At 59.4% G+C, this 23,220-nt stretch carries 18 protein-coding genes; 6 read left to right on the forward strand and 12 right to left on the reverse strand.

Annotated elements, in window-relative coordinates; genetic code table 11:
• Position 1: 1 nt before the first annotated feature.
• Genes AX768_RS21870 through AX768_RS21880 form a run of 3 tightly spaced genes read right to left on the reverse strand, consistent with a single transcriptional unit; the run spans position 2 to position 5,272 of the window.
• Positions 2-3,196, reverse strand: coding sequence for an efflux RND transporter permease subunit (locus tag AX768_RS21870; RefSeq protein WP_062002085.1), 3,195 nt, complete (start codon positions 3,194-3,196; stop codon positions 2-4).
• A 32-nt stretch (positions 3,197-3,228) separates the two neighbouring features.
• On the reverse strand, positions 3,229-4,413 hold the full coding sequence (locus tag AX768_RS21875) for an efflux RND transporter periplasmic adaptor subunit (RefSeq protein ID WP_062002415.1): 1,185 nt from the start codon (positions 4,411-4,413) through the stop codon (positions 3,229-3,231).
• Between the two features lie 43 nt (positions 4,414-4,456).
• Positions 4,457-5,272 carry an alpha/beta hydrolase gene (locus AX768_RS21880; protein ID WP_062002086.1) on the reverse strand — a complete coding sequence of 272 codons (816 nt, stop codon included), beginning with the start codon at positions 5,270-5,272 and terminating at the stop codon, positions 4,457-4,459.
• 181 nt (positions 5,273-5,453) lie between these two features.
• Here AX768_RS21880 and AX768_RS21885 point away from each other — a divergent pair, with 181 nt between their 5' ends.
• Positions 5,454-6,464 carry a LysR family transcriptional regulator gene (locus AX768_RS21885; RefSeq protein WP_062002087.1) on the forward strand — a complete coding sequence of 337 codons (1,011 nt, stop codon included), beginning with the start codon at positions 5,454-5,456 and terminating at the stop codon, positions 6,462-6,464.
• Positions 6,465-6,831: 367 nt separating this feature from the next.
• Here AX768_RS21885 and AX768_RS21890 read toward each other — a convergent pair whose 3' ends face one another.
• The 3 genes from AX768_RS21890 to AX768_RS21900 form a co-directional block, all read right to left on the reverse strand.
• Positions 6,832-9,108, reverse strand: coding sequence for a hypothetical protein (locus AX768_RS21890; RefSeq protein WP_062002088.1), 2,277 nt, complete (start codon positions 9,106-9,108; stop codon positions 6,832-6,834).
• Positions 9,109-10,095: 987 nt separating this feature from the next.
• Entirely contained in the window at positions 10,096-10,695 is a 600-nt protein-coding gene (locus tag AX768_RS21895) for a GNAT family N-acetyltransferase (protein ID WP_062002089.1), read from the reverse strand.
• A gap of 80 nt (positions 10,696-10,775) precedes the next feature.
• Positions 10,776-11,438, reverse strand: coding sequence for an alpha/beta hydrolase (locus tag AX768_RS21900; RefSeq protein WP_231941458.1), 663 nt, complete (start codon positions 11,436-11,438; stop codon positions 10,776-10,778).
• Between the two features lie 718 nt (positions 11,439-12,156).
• Between AX768_RS21900 and AX768_RS21905 the strand changes: the two genes are divergently transcribed.
• Positions 12,157-13,251 (forward strand): glycosyltransferase family 4 protein, encoded by a 1,095-nt coding sequence (locus AX768_RS21905; RefSeq protein WP_062002417.1) that lies wholly within the window; start codon positions 12,157-12,159, stop codon positions 13,249-13,251.
• 29 nt (positions 13,252-13,280) lie between these two features.
• Entirely contained in the window at positions 13,281-14,075 is a 795-nt protein-coding gene (locus tag AX768_RS21910; protein ID WP_062002418.1) for a polysaccharide deacetylase family protein, read from the forward strand.
• A 37-nt stretch (positions 14,076-14,112) separates the two neighbouring features.
• Here the strand turns inward: AX768_RS21910 and AX768_RS21915 are convergent, their stop codons facing one another.
• From AX768_RS21915 to AX768_RS21925, 3 genes are all read right to left on the reverse strand, one after another.
• A complete protein-coding gene (locus tag AX768_RS21915) occupies positions 14,113-16,200 on the reverse strand; it encodes a DUF6600 domain-containing protein (protein ID WP_155524299.1) in 2,088 nt (695 codons plus the stop codon).
• Positions 16,201-16,520: 320 nt separating this feature from the next.
• The gene (locus AX768_RS21920; protein WP_062002091.1) at positions 16,521-16,961 is read right to left on the reverse strand and encodes a TIGR02594 family protein; all 441 of its coding nucleotides are present in this window, start codon (positions 16,959-16,961) and stop codon (positions 16,521-16,523) included.
• Positions 16,962-16,974: 13 nt separating this feature from the next.
• Complete coding sequence (locus AX768_RS21925) at positions 16,975-18,429, reverse strand: MFS transporter (RefSeq protein WP_062002419.1); 1,455 nt, start codon at positions 18,427-18,429, stop codon at positions 16,975-16,977.
• A 250-nt stretch (positions 18,430-18,679) separates the two neighbouring features.
• Here AX768_RS21925 and AX768_RS21930 point away from each other — a divergent pair, with 250 nt between their 5' ends.
• Positions 18,680-19,507, forward strand: coding sequence for an IclR family transcriptional regulator (locus AX768_RS21930; protein ID WP_062002092.1), 828 nt, complete (start codon positions 18,680-18,682; stop codon positions 19,505-19,507).
• A gap of 54 nt (positions 19,508-19,561) precedes the next feature.
• Here the strand turns inward: AX768_RS21930 and AX768_RS21935 are convergent, their stop codons facing one another.
• Positions 19,562-20,698: a porin gene (locus AX768_RS21935; RefSeq protein WP_062002093.1), complete on the reverse strand. Its 1,137-nt coding sequence runs from the start codon at positions 20,696-20,698 to the stop codon at positions 19,562-19,564.
• Positions 20,699-21,060: 362 nt separating this feature from the next.
• Positions 21,061-21,921, reverse strand: coding sequence for a porin (locus tag AX768_RS21940; protein ID WP_082778989.1), 861 nt, complete (start codon positions 21,919-21,921; stop codon positions 21,061-21,063).
• Here AX768_RS21940 and AX768_RS34295 point away from each other — a divergent pair.
• Entirely contained in the window at positions 21,856-22,041 is a 186-nt protein-coding gene (locus tag AX768_RS34295; protein ID WP_335340473.1) for a sensor histidine kinase, read from the forward strand. The two genes, AX768_RS21940 and AX768_RS34295, sit on opposite strands and share 66 nt — an antisense overlap.
• 82 nt (positions 22,042-22,123) lie before the next feature.
• Positions 22,124-22,906 carry a class I SAM-dependent methyltransferase gene (locus tag AX768_RS21945; protein WP_062002094.1) on the forward strand — a complete coding sequence of 261 codons (783 nt, stop codon included), beginning with the start codon at positions 22,124-22,126 and terminating at the stop codon, positions 22,904-22,906.
• A gap of 9 nt (positions 22,907-22,915) precedes the next feature.
• Here the strand turns inward: AX768_RS21945 and AX768_RS21950 are convergent, their stop codons facing one another.
• Positions 22,916-23,191, reverse strand: a complete 276-nt coding sequence (locus AX768_RS21950; protein WP_062002095.1) for a DUF3253 domain-containing protein — start codon at positions 23,189-23,191, stop codon at positions 22,916-22,918.
• Positions 23,192-23,220 lie beyond the last annotated feature (29 nt).

Genomic DNA, 23,220 nt, shown 5'->3' on the forward strand with positions numbered 1-23,220 from the left:
CTCAGGCCTCCACTGAAGCGTCGATACCGCGCATATGCGGATGCTTGCCATGCTTGTCCACCACGTGCTCGTTGCCCGCGAGCTTGCGCAGCACGACGTAGAACACGGGCGTGAGCAAGAGCCCGAACAGCGTGACGCCAAGCATGCCGAAGAACACCGCGATACCCATCGCGCGGCGCATCTCGGAGCCTGCGCCTGAAGAAGTCACCAGCGGCACCACGCCCATGATGAAAGCAATCGATGTCATCAGGATTGGCCTGAGCCGCAAACGGCTCGCCTCGATGGCCGCTTCAACGATGGTTCGCCCCTGCATTTCGAGCTCCCTTGCGAACTCCACGATCAGAATCGCATTTTTCGCCGACAAGCCCACCAGCACCATCAGGCCGATCTGCGTAAAGATGTTGTTGTCGCCATGCGTCAGCCAGACCCCGAGCAACGCGGAGAAAATGCTCATCGGTACGATCAGGATCACCGCGAGCGGCAAGGTCAGGCTCTCATACAGCGCGGCGAGCACGAGGTACACGAGCAGCACGCTGATCGGGAACACCACCAGCGCCGCGTTGCCGGCCAGCTCCTGCTGATACGTCAGGTCAGTCCATTCGAACTTGAAACCGCGCGGCAAGGTTTCGGCGGCGATACGCGCCACGGCCGCCTGGGCCTGACCCGATGAATAACCTGGTGCAGGACCACCGTTGATATCGGCCGCGGTGTAGCCGTTGTAGCGCACGACCATGTCCGGACCGAATGTCGGCGTCACCTTCACAAGCGATGACAGCGGCACCATCTCGCCGTTTGCGTTGCGCGTCTTGAGCAAGCCGATATCTTCAGCGCTGGAACGGAACGGCGCGTCTGCTTGCACCCGCACCTGGTAAACGCGGCCGAACTTGTTGAAGTCGTTCACGTAGAACGAACCGAGGTAGACCTGCATCGTGCTGAATACATCGGTAACCGATACACCCAGTTGCTTTGCCTTCACGCGATCCAGATCCACATTGAGTTGCGGCACGTTGATCTGATAGCTCGAGAACGAAGGCCCGAGTTCAGGCGTTTGCGCCGCACGTTTGATGAACGCCTGAGTTGCGTCGTTCAAGGCGGAATAGCCCAATGCCTGATGATCCTCGATCTGCAACTTGAAGCCGCCCAAGGTGCCGAGCCCGAGCACGGGAGGCGGTGGAAACACCGCAATGAACGCACCCTTGATGGTCGAGAAGCGCTTGTTGAGTTCGGCAGCAACATTGGCGGCCGTGATCGAACTGGACTTGCGTTCGTCGAACGGCGTCAGGCCAAAGAAAATAACGGCCGCGCTCGACGAGTTGGTGAAGCCGTTGATGGACAAGCCGGGGAATTGCACGGCCGAGATTGCACCCGGCACGTTCTTGCTGATCTCACCCATCTCACGCACGACCTCTTCCGTGCGATCGAGCGATGCCCCGTTAGGCAACTGGACGATACCCACCAGATATTGCTTGTCCTGCGCGGGTACGAACCCTCCGGGGACGATCTTGCCCATGAGCACCGCGCCGCCGAGCAACACCACATAGATGCCGAGAATCAGCGCCTTGCGATTGACAATGGTGGACACGCCCTTGCTATAGCTTTCCGAACCGCGATGAAACACCTTGTTGAAGAGGCGGAAGAAACCGCCGAACACACGGTCCATGCCGCGCGTGAGCCAATCCTTTGGTTGGTCGTGGCCTTTGAGCAAGAGTGCCGCGAGCGCCGGTGATAACGTCAGCGAGTTGAACGCCGAGATCACCGTGGAGATGGCGATGGTCATCGCGAACTGTTTGTAGAACTGACCCGTCAGGCCCGACATGAAAGCCAACGGCACAAACACCGCGACGAGCGTCAACGCAATCGCGATAATCGGCCCGCTCACCTCCTGCATTGCCTGATACGTGGCGTCACGCGCTGATAACCCGGAAGAGATGTTGCGCTCGACGTTTTCGACGACCACGATCGCATCGTCCACCACAATGCCGATGGCGAGCACCATTCCGAACAGCGATAACGCGTTGATGGAGAACCCGAACGCAAGCAGCAAGGAGAAAGTCCCGACAATCGAAACCGGAACCGCAAGCAAAGGAATGATCGACGCACGCCATGTCTGCAGGAACACGATCACGACCAATACAACCAGTGAGATGGCTTCCAGAAGCGTATGAATTACAGCATCGATACTGGACCGCACGAACTGCGTCGGGTCATAGACGATGTCGTACTTCACGCCCGGCGGCATGTCGACCTGCAGTTCCTTCATCGTCTTGCGGACCTCGTCAGAAATCTGCAGCGAATTCGCCCCCGGTTGCTGGAAGATCGTCAACGCGACCGCGGACTTGTTGTTGAGCAGCGAACGGCGCGCATAGTCCGATGCTGCGAGCTCCACGCGCGCAACATCGTGCAGGTGCGTGACAGCGCCATCGGGCGATGTCTTCAGCACGATGTCGCGGAACTCCGCTTCGGTCTGCAAGCGCCCTTGCGTATTGACGTTCAATTGCAGCGGAACACCGGGCAAAGTCGGCGACGAGCCGATCACGCCTGCTGCCACCTGCACGTTCTGCTCACGGATTGCGTTGACCACGTCGGTAGCGGTCATGTTGCGTTGCGCGACCTTCAACGGGTCGAGCCATACGCGCATAGAATAGTCGCCGGCGCCCCACAGGTCGACCTGTCCCACGCCCTGGATCCGCTCGAGCCGGTCCTTGACGTTGATCAGCGCATAGTTGCGAAGATAGGTTCCTTCATAACGATCGTTCGGCGAGATCAAATGCACGACCATGGTGAGGGTGGGCGACGACTTGATCGTCGTCACGCCGAGACGGGTCACGTCTTCAGGCAACCGCGGCAGCGCTTGCGATACCCGGTTCTGCACGAGTTGCTGCGCCTTGTCCGGGTCCACGCCGAGCTTGAACGTGACCGTCAGCGTCAGCTTGCCGTCGCTGTTCGCCTGCGACTGCATGTACAGCATGTCCTCGACGCCATTGATCTGCTCCTCTAGCGGAGACGCAACCGTCTCCGCGATCACTTTCGGATTGGCGCCCGGATATTGCGCATTCACGATCACCGACGGGGGCACGACCTCCGGATATTCCGAGATCGGCAAGTTGAACATGGCGATCACCCCGGCAAGCAGGATGATCATCGACAACACGCCCGCAAAGATCGGACGGTCGATAAAAAACTTGGAGATGTTCATGACGGTATCTTTATTTGCGTTGGAAACACGTCCTAAGAAGCGTTCCGGAGCGTGGGCGACGCGCTCGACATGGCTACGGCGTTTGGCTTGATCACGTCATTGGGACGTACGCGCTGCAAGCCGTTGACCACGATCCGATCACCCGGCTGAAGACCCTTGACGATCACGCGCAGCCCTTCGCTCTGCGTGCCAAGCGTGACCTCGCGGTATTGCGCGCGGTTGTCGTGATCGACGATCATCACGAACTTCTTGTCCTGATCCGTTCCGATGGCCGCGTCGTCGACCAGCACTGCCGCGTGCGGTGCGCCGCCGCCCACCTTCACACGCGCGTAGAGTCCGGGAAGCAAGGCGCCATCGGCATTGTCGAATCGTGCGCGCACGCGGATCGTTCCCGAGCCTGTATCCAGGCGGTTATCGACCGAATCCACCTTGCCGTCGCGCGAGTAGCCGTCTTCGTTGGCAAGGCCAAGGGACACCGGGACGCTCCCGCGCGAGTCGTGGCTGAGATAACGCAGATACGTTTGCTCGTCGACGTCGAAGGATGCATAGATCGGCGAAACCGAGACCAGCGTCGTCAGCAAAGGTGCACTCGATCCAGTCGAAACGATGTTGCCCACCGTCATCTCGGCACGCGATACCCGACCCGAGACAGGCGCCACGATGTTCGTGTATCCGAGATTGATCCGCGCCGTTTCAAGCGCCGCTTGTGCACCCTTCAGATTTGCCTGCGCCTCGCGTGCGGCGTTTTGCGCCTGATCGTAATCGCGCTTGGCGATGGCGTTATCGGCGAGCAAGCGATCTGCGCGGGCCGCATCCGTGGAGGTGTAGCCGTTGCGAGCCTGGGCCGCAGCCAGTTGCGCCGACGCACGATCCACTTCCGCCACATAAGGACGCGGATCGATCGTGAACAGCGGATCGCCCTTCCTGACTAAAGCGCCGTCCTTGAAATGCACCGCGACAATGGTTCCGGGAACGAGGGGTCGGATCTCGACCTTATCGATAGCCTCGAGGCGTCCGGAATAGCTTTGGTAATCCGTTATGGATTTGGCGACTACCGCGGCGACATCGACTTCCGTGGGCGGCGCTGCGCTTGCTGCGGCAACCGCAGCGTTGACAGGCGAATCGCCGTGACCATGGAATGCGGCCAGCGCGCCGGCGCCAACAAGGACTACGGTTGCGCCAAGCAATGCATATTTGCGCTTTCGCGGTTGGGACATTTGCGTGAACATTTTTTGCTCCGAATTGAATCGCTAAGAAGGCTTAGCGTCTCTGCGCTTTTGCAGGCAGCCGCTTTTTAAAGAAGCTCACGACATCAGCGAGCGCCGCTGGATGCGTTCCCAGTTCGTGGTGAGACGCATTGCCGTGCCGCATGACCTCGGTAGGCACCCCTGCCGCGATGAGTTCGCTTGCATATTTTTCGGCTTCAACATGCAACAGGTCGTGCTGAGCGCTCGCAATCAGCGCGGGCGGCAAGCCTGCAAGCCTGCGCGATTCAATCGGCGCTGCATACGGATGCAACCATTGCGATGCATTGGGCAAGTACGCGCGATAACACTGAGCGCATTCACTCGCACCCAGATCGGGATCGACGATTTCTTTTTCGTCGGCCATGCGTGTCATGCTTGGATCGAGCAAAGGCGCAAGCAGCGCTTGAGCGGCGAAAACGAATTCACCGCGATCGCGGGCGACAGCCGCAAGACATGTCGCCAGATTGCCGCCGGCATCATGGCCCGCAACACCAATGCGCTTTGCATCCGCTCCTTGCGCACGAGCATTTGCGACCACCCATTGCGTGGCGCGATAACCATCTTCGAGAGCCGCAGGAAATGGAAAGGCGGGCGACAACGAATAACCGACCGAGACCACCCACGCCGGCGTCTCGCGTGCAATAGCGCTAGCAGCAGCGTCCGCCATGTCCAGCGACCCGCGCACAAAACCGCCTCCGTGAAAATAGATGACGATTGGCAAGAGCGCGCCTTTTGACGCGGGGTGATAGCTGCGCAAGCGAATGAGCTGCGCGTGACCGGTAATGGAAACCTCTTCGATGCTAAGCGTCGAATCCCTCGTCGATTGCATGTTTCGTGTGACGTGTAAGCGTCATTCCGCCAAAGTTGCGATGTGGCGGATTGTGGACTTCAGCGCAATTCTGATAAATGGTTATAATCCAGAACACAATTCGCTCGCTTGGAACAATCGGGACTCCATCAAGTCCGGCGCGATCGAACCTGCCCATTTCTGCTTGAAAAAGTGAGACAACATGGACCGGCTACAGGCAATGCAGGTGTTCACGAAGATCGTGGAGATGAACAGTTTTTCGCGCGCCGCAGACTCGCTAAATCTCCCCCACGCGTCCACCACGACCATCATCAAGAATCTCGAAGCGCATTTGCGGGTGCGCCTGATGCAACGCACGACACGGCGCCTGAACCTCACGCCCGAAGGCGCGGAATACTACGAACGCTGCATACGCATCCTCGCCGAGATAGACGAGACGGAAGACGCGTTATCGAATACGGGAAAAGGGCCACGCGGCAAGCTGCGTATCGACATGCCCGGCTCCGTCGGGCGGCTGGTCGTGATGCCGCGGCTGCCCGAATTTCGCGAGCGTTATCCGGACATCGAATTGATGGTCGGTTTCGGCGATAAACCCGTGGACCTCGTGCAGGAAGGTGTTGACTGTGCGATTCGAGTCGGAGAGCTGGAGGATTCGAGCCTTGTGGCGAGACGTCTTGGTGTGCTTCAGACATTGACAGCAGCAAGTCCCGCCTACATAGAACAATATGGCGAACCCACGAGTCTGGACAATCTGCGTCAGCATCACGCCGTGCAATATTTTTCGAACGGCACGGGCCGCATGAACGAAATGAGCTTTGTGATCGACAAGGAGACGACATCGGTCAAGATGCGCGGCACGCTTGCGGTCAACGATGGCGACGCCTATGTGATGTGCGGCGTTCAGGGAGCCGGGATCATCCAGTCACCTCGGTTCATGTTGTTGCCGCACTTGCGCTCGGGTGCGCTAGTGGAAGTATTACCGCAATGGAAACCCGCGCCCATGCCGATTGCCGCGGTTTATCCGCATAACCGGCATCTCGCACCGAAGGTTCGCGTTTTCGTGGAGTGGATTGCTATGTTGTTCGAGAGCTGCCCGCTGATGTCGAGTGTCGTCGATCAGGAAGGCCGTTGCGTCATTGCTGACGCGCAGTACGGTCTGGCGCCATACACCAATGCGCATGCTGTCGATGCAACTGTCGAAGCATTCGCCTGAACTGAACCGCGGTCTCGCCAAGACTCAAATCTCCGATTGTTCGTGACATCGGAAGAATCAATTCGCTGCAAGCGTATTTATCCCTGATCGTGTTTTGTTTAAGGTGCTGGCTGATGCACCGGCGCTTGACGGCGCCTGCACAACACCTTTTACCGTGGAGATCACTCCTCTCCTTGTCTCTTCACGGTCGGCCCCGGATCTGCCCAAGAGATCCGGGGCTTTTTTCTTTGGTGTATAGCCGGTTCATTCGCGTGGACAAAAAAATGCCTCGTGGTTTTATCCACGAGGCATTCAAGGCTTTCTTCACGCACCGCCAGTCCTGCTCACGGCGCGTCGAAAGTCTGCTGCGCGAAAACTGCCTTGCTTCTTATTGCCCCGTATATCCGACCGGCACCGTCGAGTTGGCCTTCGCAACCGTCGCGTTGTTCGACACGATGTACTGCGGGACTTCGGTGAGGGTTAGCGTCGCCTTGCCGTTGGTATAGGGAACCGTGCTTACGTTTCCATAGCCATCGATCTTGGTGACGTTGCCCGACGTGCCGGCATTGTCGACTTGCAGCGAATAAGTGCTCGTGTACGTCTGGCTATACTGGCCGCCGGTTGCCGGCCATTGCGCATTGCTGTGTGTCCATGCAGCGGTCACGACCTTGCCGTTGCCGAGTTGCTGGAACGCATAAGCGAAGGTCCCCGACGGCGTGCCGTTGACGCGGCCCAGCGTGTTCGTGCCGTCCAGTGCACGCGTCATCGTGGCGAATGCCATGGCTTCAGGCTTCGGCGACAAGTTCGTCGCACCAAAAGAGCCTTGTGCGTTGTTCAGGTCGAAGAATGATCCATAGCCCACTTCGCCCGGATAGTCGGGGCCGAAGAACAGCGTGGTGACCTGTGCGCCGCCGCCCAATGTGATGATGTGTGCACGCGCACCAACTGCCGCATGAGCAAACAACTGGTTCGCCGACGGTACCGTGGGCCCGTAGTTGAGACCCGGGTCGTAGCTCACGCCTGCTTCCGTGAAGAACAGCTTCATGTTCGGCTTGCCTGCCTGCATGACAGCGCGCAACTGCGTCATCTGGTTGTCGAGCGCGTTGGCCTGGTTCGCCGGATCCGGATCGGAGTCCTGCAACTCAGGCGGATGCGCCGGAAAGGTGCCTGCGTTCCAGTAACCATGCGTCGAGACTGCATCGATGTAATTCCACAGTCCGAGCGCGCCGAATTTCTTCAGATAGCCCGTCGTGCACGTATCGCAATTCGCGGCGAACGGATTACCCGTGCCCATTACGACTGCGTTCGGATCGGTCGAGTGAATGCCTTCGTAAGCAGCCTTGTACATGGCCACGAAGTTCGCGTCACTGTCTGCCCAGCCGAGGCTCGGCTCCCACGTCACCTGGTAATAGTTCTTCTGCTGGTTCGGGTAATTCGCGGCGCGGATCAGGCTGGTGTCGGTGCCGACCTTCGCCATGAATCGCTGGAATTCCGGCATATTCGACGGCGCGTAGTAGCTGTCGTTGAACTGGCCCGTCTTCGAATCCCATGCAGGCAGTCCATCGAGACGCACAATGCGCATCTGATCAGGGTTGGTCTTGTAGAACGGGTCGAGATCGTTGACGCTTGGCGTGTACGTATCCGGGCCGTTGGGTTCCATTGCCGACACCTGACGATCGTCGATGGTCCACGAAATGCCCAATGCGCGCAACGCGGCGATGTTGCCGTTGAAACCCTGCATGCCGAAGCGATGCTGGTCCTGATGCGCATATGTCACCGTACCGAGCACCGAGCTCAGGTTCGGCAATACGCCGAATGTCGCGATGCCCATTGGACGCGTGCCGCTGCTTGGCAACGTGCCGCCGTGTGACTGCAGGGTCGCGGTAAGCGCGCCGTAGCCAGACCACGTCGATGTACACGAAATGCTGTTCGTCTGCGCGCCGGACTTGACCGGGAAACTGCCCTGCGTCTTGATGGAACCGTTCGAGTCCGCAACGGACCACACAACGGTGTCCGCCGCCGGCGAGTTCGTCGTGATCGCGAGCTTGAACGGTACGTTGTTCTGGAATATACGCAGACCGTCAGTGGTCGGCGTGTCGGCGCTGATCAATCCGCTACCCGAGCCGCCCGCCGTCTGCGTCGGAGAACCGCACGTGATGGCCGATGTGGTCGGGGTCGGTGTCGAAGTCGAAGGCGTGGTCGTCGGGGTCGTCGCCGGGGTGGACGGAGTCGTGGTCGCGGGCGCTGTGGGCGTCGGGGTCGACGTCACCGGTGTAGTGGTCGCGGGCGCCGTAGGTGTAGTCGCGGGTTTGCTCGGTGCCGGCGTCGAGGTGGCGGGAGGCGTGCTCGCCGCTGCCAGGCTGACCCAGCACGACTTGCCGTAACCGTAGGCGGGATCGGACTGCGAAACCGCGCCGACATAGCATCCCACTCCATTGCTGAAGGTACGCGGGCTTGTCAGCATGCTCGACGGCGCGTTGGGCGGAACCGCGCCAAACACGACCGATCCGGTTCCCGAGAACGTGCAGTTGTCATTCTCCTGACCGCACAACTTGTATTGCGTGCCGGAGATCGTGATGCTTGATTGCGCTTGCGCGTTCTGCACACCAAATGTCGCCAGCATTGTCGCGGCTGCAACCGGAAGTAGTCTTAAGTATTTCATCATAGTCCGTATGTATCGCTAAAAGCAGGTTTCCCCGGGGAGTCAGCAAGATCGATCGAAGCCGTCCAGCGTATGCGTTGTTGAGGTACTGAAAGAGGTAAAGCTGAAAACGCGGTGATCGCGTCCGTTGCTGATGAATCTGAAGCTTTCTTGCGTTTTGCCATTAAACCGGCGTGTTCAGGCCTGCCCTCAAAGTGGCATCGAAAATGCGTTATTCCTATGCGATCCTAAATAATTCCAGAGCTCGCGTGCATCTAGCGGTGTGTTGCTTGCAGCCATGGCCGGATGCGCTGCGTGGAGCAGCAAGAACCGGACGAACCACTTCTTAGCCGCTTGATTCACGCCAAACCAAAGTCGAACTCCGCCTACCCTATCAACAAATTTAGAAGCCCTTACTATTCAGCCAACGCTGAATTATTCCCAACGATCAAGCGGCAGAACTAATCGCTTGGGCTGCAACATCCAGCACATTTACGCGTCATCCGATACTCCACGCGGGAGGCCTCACACCCGCATTACCGGATTTCGCCCGTACCTCCAAACACGTAATTCCTGCCATGTTCAACCGCGCTGCAGTTCTGTACAGGTATTACTTACGGGGTGGTCGAGGCAGACGAATTATATTCGCAAAAAAACGTTTCATCCGTGTAACGTGGTGGAAAGACTTTGAAATAAGTAATAGTTCCTCAGTGACCGATTGATGCACTGCGTCTCTCCCCAAAATCGCAAGCAGTGAGAATTTCATCCTCACGTGAAACAAAATCCACGAAGCTTTCAGTATTTAAGGCTTTCCTATAGTATGAAGTTACCTTTTGTTAATATTTAAAGTAAATAATACTGATTACCATATTTCGTATGATTAATTGAATTTTTTTTGCGAACCCGATCAATAGACGGCGAGGTAACAAAATGGCCCGTTTGCGCGAATGGAGTCGCAAAAACGGGCCATTTAAAAGCAAGTCCAACGGCGCTGAAAATGCGCCAATTTGTCTATCGCACCATCATTTGCTCCAGAGACTCTTTGACCGCCGGCCATTCGGTATCGATGATGCTGAAGCGCACCGAATTGCGTTTGCGGCCATCCGGCATGATGCGTTCGTGCCGAACAATGCCTTCCTGCTTGGCGCCGATTCGCAAAATGGCTGCTCGCGATGTTTCATTGAGTTCGTCGGTTGTGAACTGGACACGCACTGCGCTCATGACATTGAATGCATGAGCGAGCAGCAAATATTTTGCTTCAGTATTGACACCTGTGCGCTGGGCAGATGCACGCAACCATGTATGCCCTATCTCGAGTTTCCTGTTGATGCGATCGATCTTCCAGAAGCGGGTACTGCCAAGTACCTCGCCGCTCTCGCGCCTGACAATGACGAATGGCATGACCGCCCCTGTCTCGCGCCCGGCCAACGCAGTGGCAATGTACCCATCCACTGTGTCCGGTCCGGGGACGACCGTCACCTTCATGTTCCACAGCTCGCCATCCGCGGAGGCTTCGAGAAGCGCGTCCTGGTGCGTTCCCTCAAGCGGACGAAGTTCGATGAAATGACCTGTCAACGTGGGCCGGTTGGTATCAAGAGCGTCTGTGGTCATCGTCTTCCAGCCGTTTTCATGGAGGCATCAATCTTAATTCAACCGGCACACGATGCCTTACGTAGCGGTTTGAGCGAACACTAAGGTCGCGTCTTTTGCATCCAGTCGACAATGTCGTCTACGACCTTGTCTTCTATACCGTAGTAGCCATGCGGCGTCAAAGAGCCGCAGTTGTCCTGCGAATGCTGAACGCCACCGCTCACGTTCAACACGGTAACCCGTGCGTTGTGAATGGCTTGCGCGATCGCGTTCGCCATAGATGGCGGCGCGACCTTGCATTGGTCATCGCGGTTCGCAACGACCAGCGAAGGAACACGAACGTTCTCGGGGTGTGAATCGAAGACGGTCTCGTGCGAACCACCAAGAATGGACACCGACTCGGTCAGGATCAAACCCGCCATCCCGTTTTGTCCCGCGTGCGATGCTGCATTCATCGCAGCGATAGACCCTTGACTCGTGCCCAGCACCCACAGCGGCGCGCGGGTCGTCTCGCGCGCGAAAGCAACTATCCTTGCGATAACCCCGGCATACGCTGCAGTGCTGCGCTGGCCTCGCAACGATCGATGATCGAGTGCATCGACCAGCAACACGCCATAGCCGCGCTCGCGCCAGAGGTCGCTCGACCGCACCACGAAGTTCTTTGCGTTCTTGATGCGTCCGTGCTTGTCGATATCCAGTTCGCCCGTGCCTCCCGCAAACATGATCATCAGGCCTTTGGCTTCGCGCGCCGGGGGTAAATACAAGACTCGTTGGAAGTTACTGCCCTCCAACGGCAGATCGCTTACCGTACCGCCACCGGACTGAAGCGGTTCGTCGGCCTCGGAGCTTATCGTTTGAGCGTGATGAGGAATGTCGCGAGCCAATGCGTGAGTTCCAAGAAGACAGCAAATCGTTGTCAGGCAAATGCGTCCATACCGGGGTTGAAGCATTGACCCCTCCTTCGGGGTTGAACAAGAGTTGATTTTCGCTGCCTGGACGATGCATGAAGGCGCCCGGCAAACCGCAGGCCGGCGATAGGATACAAACCCCCGGCCCGGATGTAAAATATATTCGATACCACCCTTCCATACTCAAAACATATGTGAACACGGTTCGTACGATAGCCGCCCGTCAGCGCTCGGCATCGCGCAATTTTAGTTTCTAGTCCAAACGAACCGCGATTTTCCGGTACTTTCAGAGCTCGCAATTTATATTCGTGACTGCCACAAGAAGATTTGAGATCGCCAATTCTTTTTCTGCAAACGTTTGCTAATTCTCTGCCTATTCCCCGCCCCACACGGCCCATCCAGCCTGACGTAACGGGATTTGCGCCTTAGATAACCTGAACTCCCCGGCAGATTTTTCCTCAGGTGATGGAACTCAGGATTTTTTCTTCATTAACCGCTAATCTTCTCGATTATTACGATATATTACGGACCGATACGATCCAGTTACATGTCGCCCAAAGCGGGAAAACGGACCATGAAGTCATTGCGCGTACTACACAGCGAATCATCCACCGGATGGGGCGGTCAGGAACATCGGACGCTCAAGGAAATGATCATATTGCGCACACGCGGACACACGGTCGAGGTGGTCTGCCCGAAAGAAGCTCGCCTGGGCGTGCGCGCGAAAGAGGAAGGCTTTATTGTTCATCACGCCCGCATGAAGGGCGGCGCCGACGTGAAGTCGATGCTGACGATCAAGTCATTGCTCTCGCGCCGCAGATTCGATGTGCTCAACACGCATAGCGGGCATGACAGCATCGTGGCCGGAACCGCCGGCCGCCTGGCGAGTACGCCGCTGGTCGTACGTACGCGCCACCTCGCGTTGCCTATCAGTTCGCTTGCGACCTACACGTGGATTCCGCATCGCGTGATCGCGGTGAGCCGGCATGTACGCGAGTACCTGATCTCCGCCGGGGTATCGAAGGGTCGTGTAGAAACGATCTATGACGGTATTGTGAAACCCGAGCCGCTTTTACATTCAACGTTGCGTACGGAACTCGGGCTCGACGGCGACGCAGTCATCGCGGGCATGGTCGCGATCGTGCGCGACAAAAAAGGCCATGAGGACCTGATCGACGCAGTCCAGCCGATGCTCGCGGAGCGTCCCAATCTGCATGTCGTGATGGCCGGCGATGGCCCGTGGTTCGAAAAGATAAAGAATATCGTCGATGGTATGGGCCTTTCTGATCGTATCCATCTTCTGGGCTTTCGCACGGACATTCCGAACGTGCTGCGGGGCTGCGATCTCTTCGTGCTGCCGACGCATCAGGAAGCGCTGGGGCAATCCTATATAGAGGCCATGGCTGCGGGCTTGCCGGTGATCGGAACCGACGTGGATGGCGTGCCCGAACTGATCACGCATGGCATCAATGGCCTGCTCGTGCCACCGCACGATATTCCCGCGTTGCGCGCGGCCATGGCGCGGCTGATCGATAACCCCCGGCTGCGTGTGCAACTCGGGGTGGCCGGCCGCCTTCTGACGGATGCCAGCTTCACGGTGGACGGCATGGCCGACGAAACCATCGACTTCTACCGGCGCGGCATCCGCGAACGCCGGTCCAACGCGTGACGCAGCGGGCGCGAGCGGTGCCGGTGCTGATGTATCACCATGTCAGCACGTCGCCTGGAATGATCACGGTTTCGCCTGTTCATTTTGCAGCGCAAATGGCATACCTCGCAGAAGCGGGCTACAGGACAGCGGGCGCGGCGCAACTGAGCGCGTTCCTCGCAGGCGAGCCGCTGCCGCCGAAATCCGTGGTTCTGACTTTCGACGACGGATATCTCGACAACTGGGTCCACGCGCACCCAGTCCTCGAGAAGCACGGTTTCACTGCCCTGTGCTTTCTCGTGACAAGCTGGCCCGGCGAAGGCGCGCCGCGCCCGAACGCGCAGACCGGTGGTGCGCTGCCCGAGTTGCTGGGGCATCGTGAAGGGGATCTCGCAATACAAGGCGGAGAACCCGATCGCACGATCTTGCGATGGTCCGAGATAGATGCGATGCGTCGTGCAGGCACCTTCGAATTCCACAGCCACACGCATAGCCATCTGCGCTGGGACAAAGTGGCTTCGAATCGCGCAGAGAAATGCGCCGGCCTCAAGCGTGATCTGATCGATGCTCGCGAAGCGTTCAGCGCCCGCATGGGCGAAGTGTCGGATCACTTGTGCTGGCCGCAAGGTTTCTTCGACGATGACTACCTGCGTGTTGCTCGCGAAGCCGGCTTCCGCCATTTCTACACGTGCGAGATGGCGCCGAACGTCAGCAACGAGCACGCCGGCGAGCACTCCATATACAGGCTCGAAGTGCGTGACAAGCCGGCGTCGTGGCTTGCATCGAGATTATGGGTGCATAGCCGGCCCATCCTGAGCCGCGCTTATCTGAAGCTCAAGCGGTAAATTGCATTGTACGGGCGGCGGGATGGCCGCCCTCTTCTCACTTTGCGTGTTCGTCGTGATGCTCCTGGTGCTCTTGATGCTCCTGGTGTTGCTCATGCTCGGGTGGCCGCGCCGGCTGCGGATGTGACTCCGCGTGTTGTACAGGTGGCGTGGCATGCGGCGCTTCGTGCTCGGGTCTTGCCTCTGGACGCGGTTCGGGCCGCGGTTCCGATTGTGGTCCTTTAAGCGCATGCAGTGCCGGCTCATTCAGCGCATGCGGTTGAGATTGCGCTTGCGGCTGTGCTTGCCGCGCCCCTTGCGCCTCGTTCTGCTGTTCGGGCCTCGGCGCATGGTCCGCGGGATCATGAGCGGCGTTATTGACGAAAGGCCTCGGGGCGCCCCCTTGCGCTCCCAACGGCGCATGCGGCTGTGCAGCCTGCGGATTGTGCCCTTCCTCTCGCGGCACATTTTGTCCCACGTTTCGAGTCGGCGCGCCTTGCGACGTAACCGGGCGACTTGCCGTCCGGCTCACAAGACGATACCCCTCAGGCGCTGCGGGCGCGTTCCGGTTGATTGGGCGCGAGAATGCAGCAGGAACAGTCGTGCGCACGATCGGCTCGCCCGCACCCTCGACGTGTCCGCCGCCGCTTGCAAACCGTTGTGCAAGCGTGTCGCGATAGGCAGCAGGAACCGCCGGCGCTCGCGTTGCGACCACCTGCCGCTGTGCCACCTGAGGCGGCGCGCCAGCCGATGCCGTGCGCATGCCGCCCGTGAAACTGCCACGTACCGGCGCAATACCGGGCGTCCCCGCGCCGATCTGTGCACGGCCGATCTGCTCCGGCGTCAGGCCACGCGCGGCTTGCGCCACGGGCTGCCCATGCACGAACGTGTTCGCCGGCACCGCGACAATCGCACCTGGCACGCGCTGATTGATGTACGTGTTGTGAACGTTCGTGATGTTGTTGACGATCGTCGTGTTGTGCACGTTCACATTATTGTTCACGCGGTTGTAATAGCTCGGGCTGTATCCCGAACCCGGATGCCAAGGCTCGTGCGGCCCGAGCGCAAACCAGGCAACACCCGCACCCACCGCGCCGCCTATCGCAAGATCGACACCCCAATGGGAACCACCGCCACCGCCCACAAACGCGACCAGCGCGGGCGCATACACGGGACGCGCGGCAACCACCGGCCCCGGCACCCATGCCCACGCATTGCCGAGATACGCCCAGCGTCCATAGTGGAACGGTGCAAATCCCCACGGGGCGTCATCGACCCAGGTCCAACCCCACGGCGCAATCCATGTCCAGTGGCCCTCGCGATAAGGCGCCCAGTTCGCCGATACCCCCACCGTCGGCACCCACACCTCGCCATAGGATGGATCAGTGCGCCATGTGCCATTTGCGTCGAGGTCTTCATAGCCCGGGATTTCACGCGATACATATCGTGCGGATACCGAAGCATCTTCCAGCCTGTCGCGGCTTATGATCCACTGATCGAATGCGTCGAGGCCCGGCGCCGGTCCGGCCGCTTGTTGCTGCAGGTTCACGCCGGTGAATCTGACTTGCTGGCCGGCGGTCATCTGCAACGAGCCGCCATCGCCGTACAGCATGGCACTGCCGCTTCGCAGCGTCACCGTGGTCGAGTTGCCATCGGGCGCGACATCGACACGAAATTCGGCCGCGCTCGATGCCTGCAAGGCAACGTTCGGCGTATCGATCTCGATGTTCTGCCCGGGAGGCAACGCGCGCACATGCGCGGACAGTGACCCTTGCGTGACCTTGAGCTGCAGGGTGGCATCGTCGATATCAACCATGCTCAACGCCGTTTGCTGGTTGAGCCGTAACGCCGTCGATCCGATATGAAGCTCCGCCCGCGCGCCGTTGTCCGTCCAGACCTGATCGCCCGTGGTCAGCGGCCGGTTGAGTTGCGCGTAGGACCATTCGGTTTCGCCCGCAGGTTCCATTGTCACGTTGCCGTTGAAGTAGTTCAGGCGTGCAACGCGGCCGGGTGGATCGCTTGCCGCGGCACCGGGCGCGGTAGGAGACGGTACGGCTTGTTGCGCCCAGGCGGGTGTCGATAAAACCGCGACCAATGCGGTGACGGTCAATACGGCGGCATGAGTTCGGCGCAGGCGTGGGGTCATTGGTGCATCTCCGGATTATGATTTTGCGTACATATATAACGTCGACGCACGAAGCATGGATGACCTGCTTCACAATTCATACATTCGGTTGCAATCGATGACGTGACATTTGCCATGGCCGCTTGCGTCGGGGGGCCAACCTTACGCCGTCAGGCATGTCTCATTTCAAACTGCTGACATGTTGCGGGTTGATCATAGGGTGTTGCAATGCTTTCACATGTCTACGTTGGCGTTACGGATCATGGTCGCGTTTATTTTCGTGATCCGGACGGCAACGTGCTTTGCCTCTGCTGCCATGATCCAGCGCCTGCCAGGCGCGATCAAACCGGGTCTGGCCACCTGTAGCCGAGTACATCGGCAAGCGGGTAGGCGAGCTCGCGCACTTCGTCCAGTTGATTGCCGCCGAGCAGATATACGGCGTCGTCATCATGGCGCAGATAAAAGCCGACGTGCCCCTTCCAGCTAGCCGGATCGTCGCGCGAGAGCACGGCAATGCATCCATACTCGGGCTGATCGAGCACGCGTCCCCACTCAAGCCACGAACGTGCAAGCGCGGACCCTGTGCCGCTATAACCCGCATTCGCCATGCACCAGTTCACGAACGAAGCGCACCACGAGACCTTGTCGTCATAGCCGGCAAGATTCGTATGCGCGTTATATGCCACGATGCGTGGATTCGTCTCTCCCGGCCCGAAGCGCCGCACACCGCGCTCGGCGAGCGCCAATGACATCCATGTGTGCGGATCGGGGTCGCGGATCATGGGCTTGTTCGCGTCAACTGCTTTTCTGCGATGCATCCTGACGCATCGATCCGCCACCTACGCTCTGCCCTGCATCGCGCGCGACCTTGAAGTATCCATAGACGGAAACCAGAGTCAGCACGCCCGCGAAGAGAAACGCGAGCCTGAAGTCATCGAGTGAAAAATGAAGACTTTCGGTGCCGGTCGTTTCACCGTTGATCGCAGCGGCCGCGCGCAACGCTACCGCGCCATAAGCAATGCCCAGGCCGATTGTCATTTGCGCAGCCGCGCTCCATAACGTGCTCGCGGCGCTCATTTGCGGCTGGCCGACGTCGGCATAAGCCAGCGTGGCGAGCAGCGAGAACTGCATTGAACGTGCAACGCCATACACAAACACCACGAGCAGGACCCACGCAAGCGGCGAGTCGGGCGTGAGAATGCCGCACGCGATAGTAAAGATTCCGGCCGTGGCTACCGCTACGATAGATACGTTCCTGAACCCGTAGCGCCGCAGGATGCGAGTGGTCAATGCCTTCATGCCGAGATTGCCCAGCGCGCTCGCAAGGAGCAACAGGCCCGACTTGAAGGCGGAAAGCCCGAAGCCGATCTGAAACAGCAATGGCATGAGGTACGGTACCGCGCCAATGCCGATGCGTGTCAACGACCCCGTCAAGACCGTGACCGAATAGGTTGGAATCTTCAGCGTCGAGAAATCAATCAATGGATGCGGATGCCCCGCCGCATGCCGGACCGCGATATAGCCGATCAGGAATCCGGCAAGCACGATCCCGCCCGCAAGCCACGGATTGCTGGCGGGCTGACTGGCGAGCTCCGCGCCATAGAGCACGGCCGTCAGCGACGCGCCGCTGAGCACGAGGCCCGTCACGTCCAGCGGCTTGCGTTCCGCGCCTTTCAGGTTCGGGACCAGCATGGCGACGGCAACGAGGGCGCACAGGCCGAAGGGCACGTTCAGCAAGAAGATCCATCGCCATGAAGCATAGGTCGTAATGAACCCGCCGACCGGCGGCCCGATGACCGGCGCTGCAATGGCAGGCCACGTGATGGTCGAGATGGCCTGCATGAGGCGGCTTTTCTCGGTGCTTCGCACCACGATCAGGCGGCCGACCGGGACCATCATCGCGCCGCCGGCGCCTTGAAGCACTCGCGCCGCCGTGAACTCGGCGACGGAATTCGACATGCCGCACAACACCGACGCCACGATGAACACAACGATCGCCCCGAAGAACACCGTGCGCGAACCGAAGCGATCCGCGACCCAGCCGCTCACCGGAATGAAGATTGCGAGCGCGAGCATGTACGCGGTCATGCCGAGGCTGAGCGCGTTGGGGCCGACGCCAAACGACTTCGCCATTTGCGGCAATGCGGTTGCAATGACCGTCGTGTCGAGGTATTCCATGAAGAACGTTCCCGCCACGATGTAGGGCAGCCAGCGGGCAGCGGATGGTGCAGGCGACGCGTTGTTGCTCATCGATAACCCCGGGTTGTGCGGCGCAATGCTGGCCGCCGCGCCGCAATCGGCGACACGTACTGGTTGATGGTCCGAGGGCTTGCGCAGGTGTTCGCGGGCCCGCTTCGCATTATTACGTATCCCCAAGCCGCGTGCCATCCGGTCTGCGCGCAACACGCTGGGCCGTCAGCGAAAACCGCTCCGTTATAATCGTTCGCGTCACCGCTCGCGCTCCTTGCTGTCTTGCGGGCCGTCCAGTTCTTTCAACGCCATGCCCAAACCATCCTCGAACGCCATCGACAAGCCGGCTACGCCTGACGTCCCCGAAGACGCCAAGCCGACCGGGACCGCCGCATTCTCGAAGTTCCTGGCCGTCCTGCAGTGCATTGCCGACGCACAGACACCTCCCGGCATTGCGCAACTCACCGCGCTGGCGGGTTATCCGCGGCCGACGGTGTACCGGATTGTCGGTGCGCTGATTGCCGAGGGGCTGGTCGTCGAGAGTCCGCACGGCGGCGCTTATTCGCTCGGGCCACGCCTGTTGTCGTTGGCAAGCCGTAGCTGGGAGCGCTCGGACTTGCGCGTTGCGGCGAGCGAACCGCTTCAGGTGTTGCGCGATGCAACCCAGGAAACCGTGCACCTCGCGGTGCGCAGCGGTTCTGAAATGGTCTACATAGAAAAGCTCGAAAGCCCTCAGGCCGTACGCATGGCTTCGCGAATCGGTACGCGTGTCACGCTCTATTCAAGCTCGGTGGGCAAGGCTTATCTGGCATCGCTCAAACGCGCCGAACGCGACGCCTTGCTGGCGCCGCTGCATTTCGAGCGCTTTACGTCCAATACCATCGTGGAGCGTTCAGCACTCGATGCCGAACTGGACGAAACGCATGCCCGCGGTTATTCAGAAGACCGCGAAGAAAACGAAGAGCAGATCTTCTGCTACGGAAGCGCGATCCTGGGCTCGAATGGCGAGCCGCTTGCATGTGTCAGCATCAGCATTCCGCTTTATAGAAAGAGCGGTTCACCACTCGACACCTACATTGCGCCGCTCAAGGACGCATGCCGTGCGATCGCCGAAGGCATGGGCCCGGGATCGCGCTGAGCTCAAGCAAGAAGAGCCGGGCTTGTCGTCCCGGCTCCATGCACACTTTCGTAGTTAGAACCGATGACGCAAGCCAATCGTTCCCGCGACCTGGCTATTGGTCGATGACGCGCTGAGCCCGTTGATATCCGCCGTCAGGCCCGAATCACCCGTACCGCTCAAGTGCTGATACACGCCCTGCAAATAGACGTCCGTGCGCTTGGAGAGCGCATACGCCGTCTGCAGCGTCACCTGGTTGTATTTCGGGCTGACGCCATCGAGCTTTGCATCGGTGAATGTATAGGCGCCTGAGAGCGTCCACGCGGGCGACAGGTTGTAGTGACCGTTCACCTCGTAGTTGGTAAAGCGCGCGCTGCCGTCTGACAGCGTCAAGCCGTTCGTCGTACCCGATGCCGATCCGCCGATGCCCGTCGCGCCGTCCAGATGCGTTTGCGAAAACACAAAGCCCACATTTGCGGCGCCGAACGCGTAGCTCACGCCTGCGCCGTAAGTGCGCTGACGCGCTGCTGCGAACGTGGCGTCACTCGTCACAGCGCCCGACGCGTTGAGCGTCGAGCCTGCGTTGTTCAATTGCATATAGCTTGCGGCAACATTCAAGGGCCCGTAGTTATATGACGTGCCGAAGCTGTATGCGCGGTTATCGGAGAAGCCGTCCGCTGCGTTCGAGAAACCATAGAGGCCGCCGAACTTCAGGCCTCCGTAATTGACGCTTTGGTATTTGACCGAGTTGTTGATTCGGAACGAGTTGTCGAGGTTGTCGTTATCGAACGGATGCGCGGCCTGGGTGCCGCCGAATGACGTACCGGTCAATGCAAGCGGTCCAAGATAGTCGACCACTGAATCGTATTGACGTCCCAGCGTCACGGCGCCCGCCTGATCGCTCGACAAACCAACGTAGGCCTGGCGGCCGAACTCCGCGCCGTTCTGGCCGAACTTGCCGCTATCGATGCTGAAGCCGTTTTCCAGCACGAAGATGGCTTTCAACCCGCTACCCAGATCTTCCGCGCCGCGCAGTCCCCAGCGGCTGCCATTCACCTGGCCACTCGTTGCCTGGACATTCTTGCTGCCGCCCTGGTTGTTGGTGTACGTGAGCCCTGCATCGATCAGGCCGTATAGCGTCACGCTACTCTGTGCATTAGCTGCTCCGGCGAAGGTACCAAACACACCAAGAGCCATAAGGGATTTATTCATTTCTGTTTCTCCGAAAAAACGATGCCTAGTCAGTTGCCAATCGATGTCGCCGTGCGTCGAATGGACGGAGGTCATTAAACCGCAGCGTTTGGCGCGCGCCGTTGGTCAGCGGCCACGCGGTTCGTTACCAAGCGTTGCCATCGGGAAAAATGGTTACGCGTGAGAGCGTGTCTGTTTGATGCGCCTTGATCGCGCAACAGAATGGCAAAGCGTTACCCATCAACGGTCCATTCGAGCTTCGTTGGCGCGTCGATATCGTTTTCGGTGGTCGGCGATTATTGAAGCCGTGTTGAACCGACACGGTGTGGAACACTTTGGAATATCTTGAACAGGAGGCGCGACGCATTGTTGCGGTCAACGCATCAGAACCGGTGCCTCAATCCCACCGCGGCCACGACCTGCTCGATTTTCGTCGATGGAGATTGCCCGCTGACGTCGGCAGTCAGTCCCGAGGCATCGCTGCTTAGGTGCTGATAGGTAGCCTGAACGTACACATCGGTGCGCTTGGAGAGGGGGTAATCCGCCTGCACTGACACATCCTGCCACGCCGGTTCATGTTCGCCCGTCGCGTTCGACATCACGCCTTTCGTATCGGTGTATGCGCCATTAAGCGCCACCGACGGCGTCACAAGATAGCTGGCATTGAACTCGAAGTTATTGAAGCTCGCGCCCTGCCCGTTCTGCTTGAGGCCAAGATTGTTCGCTCCGTTGATGGTTGCAACGCCACCGAGCTGAGTGCGCGTCCAGACGAAGCCGACCCGGCCCGCGCCGAGCGCATAGTTGAGAGCGGCGCCGTAGGTCCGCTGCAATGAAGCGATGAACGTACGGTCGGTCAGCGTGATCGCACCATCGGTGTTGCTCACGCCGGGATTGTTCGCCTGCAGGTAACCCGCGGCGATCGTGAACGGCCCGGTTTCATACGATGCGCCGGCGCTGTAGAGGCGGTTGTCATCGAAGCCGCCTGCCTCGTTGGAGAATCCGTAAAGCGCGCCGAACTTCAGGCCGGCATAGGGGACGCTGGTGAATTTCACGGCGTTATCGACACGAAACGAGTTGTTCAGATTGTCGTTGTCGTACGGATGCGGCGACAGGTTGTTGCCGCCTGGATGACGGCCGGTCAAGCTGAGCGGCGCGACATAATCGACGACCGAATCGTACTGACGGCCAAGCGTCACCGTACCGAAGCGGAACCTTATTTCAGGGCACAACCGGGAAAGACACATGGCTCGGGACTGGGGCTGACCATCGCAAAAGCCATTGCGATGGCACACGGTGGAACACTCGTCTTACGCAACCGGCCGACGCGCGGACTGGGCGCCGTGTTGACCTTGCCGCGCGCTTAACGACGTTCTCGTTGGCAAATCACGGCAAGATTATTATGCTGTCCGCAGTCGAACCACTGAATCACATAAGCGGGAGCAAACAATGAGCACAGGAACTGACGGCGTACACCACGCTGCGGCGGAAGGCTATGCAAGCCTGGCGAACACATACACACGGGGGCGGCCGGACTATCCACCCGAAGTTGCGGGCTGGTTGCGCGACCAGCTTGGACTCGAAGCCGGCAAGACAGTGGTCGATCTGGGCGCGGGCACAGGCAAATTCACGCCGCGCCTGATCGAGACCGGCGCGCATGTCATCGCGGTCGAACCAGTCGCGGGCATGCTCGAAAAGCTGGCTGCAAGCTTCCCCCAGGTCGATGCCCGCCCGGGCACGGCCGATGCAATCCCGTTACCCGATGCATCCGTCGACGCCATCGTCTGCGCGCAGTCGTTTCACTGGTTCGCGACGCACACGGCGCTGGCTGAGATTCATCGTGTGTTGAAGCCGGGCGGCACACTCGGCTTGATCTGGAATCTGCGCGATGCGCGCGTTCCCTGGGTCGCAAGACTCGATGCGATTGTCAATCGCGTGGAAGGCGACACGCCGCGCTACTACACCGGCGCGTGGCGCGCGGCGTTTCCGTTCGAAGGACTCGGTCCCATCGATGAACATCATTTCAAGCAAGGCCATACCGGTTCGCTTGAGGACGTGATCATCAACCGTGTGCGCTCGACGAGTTTTATTGCCGCGTTGGGAGCGGATGAACGGACGGCAATCGACCGCGAGGTCAGTGCATTGATTGCATCGGAACCTGAGCTTGCCGGCAAGGACATGGTCACGGTTCCTTATGAAACGGCTGCGTTTTCGGTGCAGAAACTCGGCTGATGCGAACGCTCAATCCGCTACGAACCCGGGCCCGCGACGCAGCCTGATCGGACCGTGATCGATCTCATCCGGTGAAAGCGTGGTCTCGCCCCGCGTGATGCGCACAACGCCCGCTTCGGCGAGCCGTGCCGCAACTTTGCGCACAGCAGGCATCAACGCGCGCCAGACGGTTTCATCGGAGGCGAGAGCACGCGCGACGTCCGAGGGGCAAATGGACGACCCGGCGCTGCGCTCGGATAGCAGCTTCATCATGCAGCGTTCGATGGTCGTATCGTCGATATTCATAAGCCGCCGGGTAAGTGATGGCCATACGC

Origin of the sequence: Burkholderia sp. PAMC 28687 (genome assembly GCF_001577465.1) — a bacterium.
Classification (GTDB): domain Bacteria; phylum Pseudomonadota; class Gammaproteobacteria; order Burkholderiales; family Burkholderiaceae; genus Caballeronia.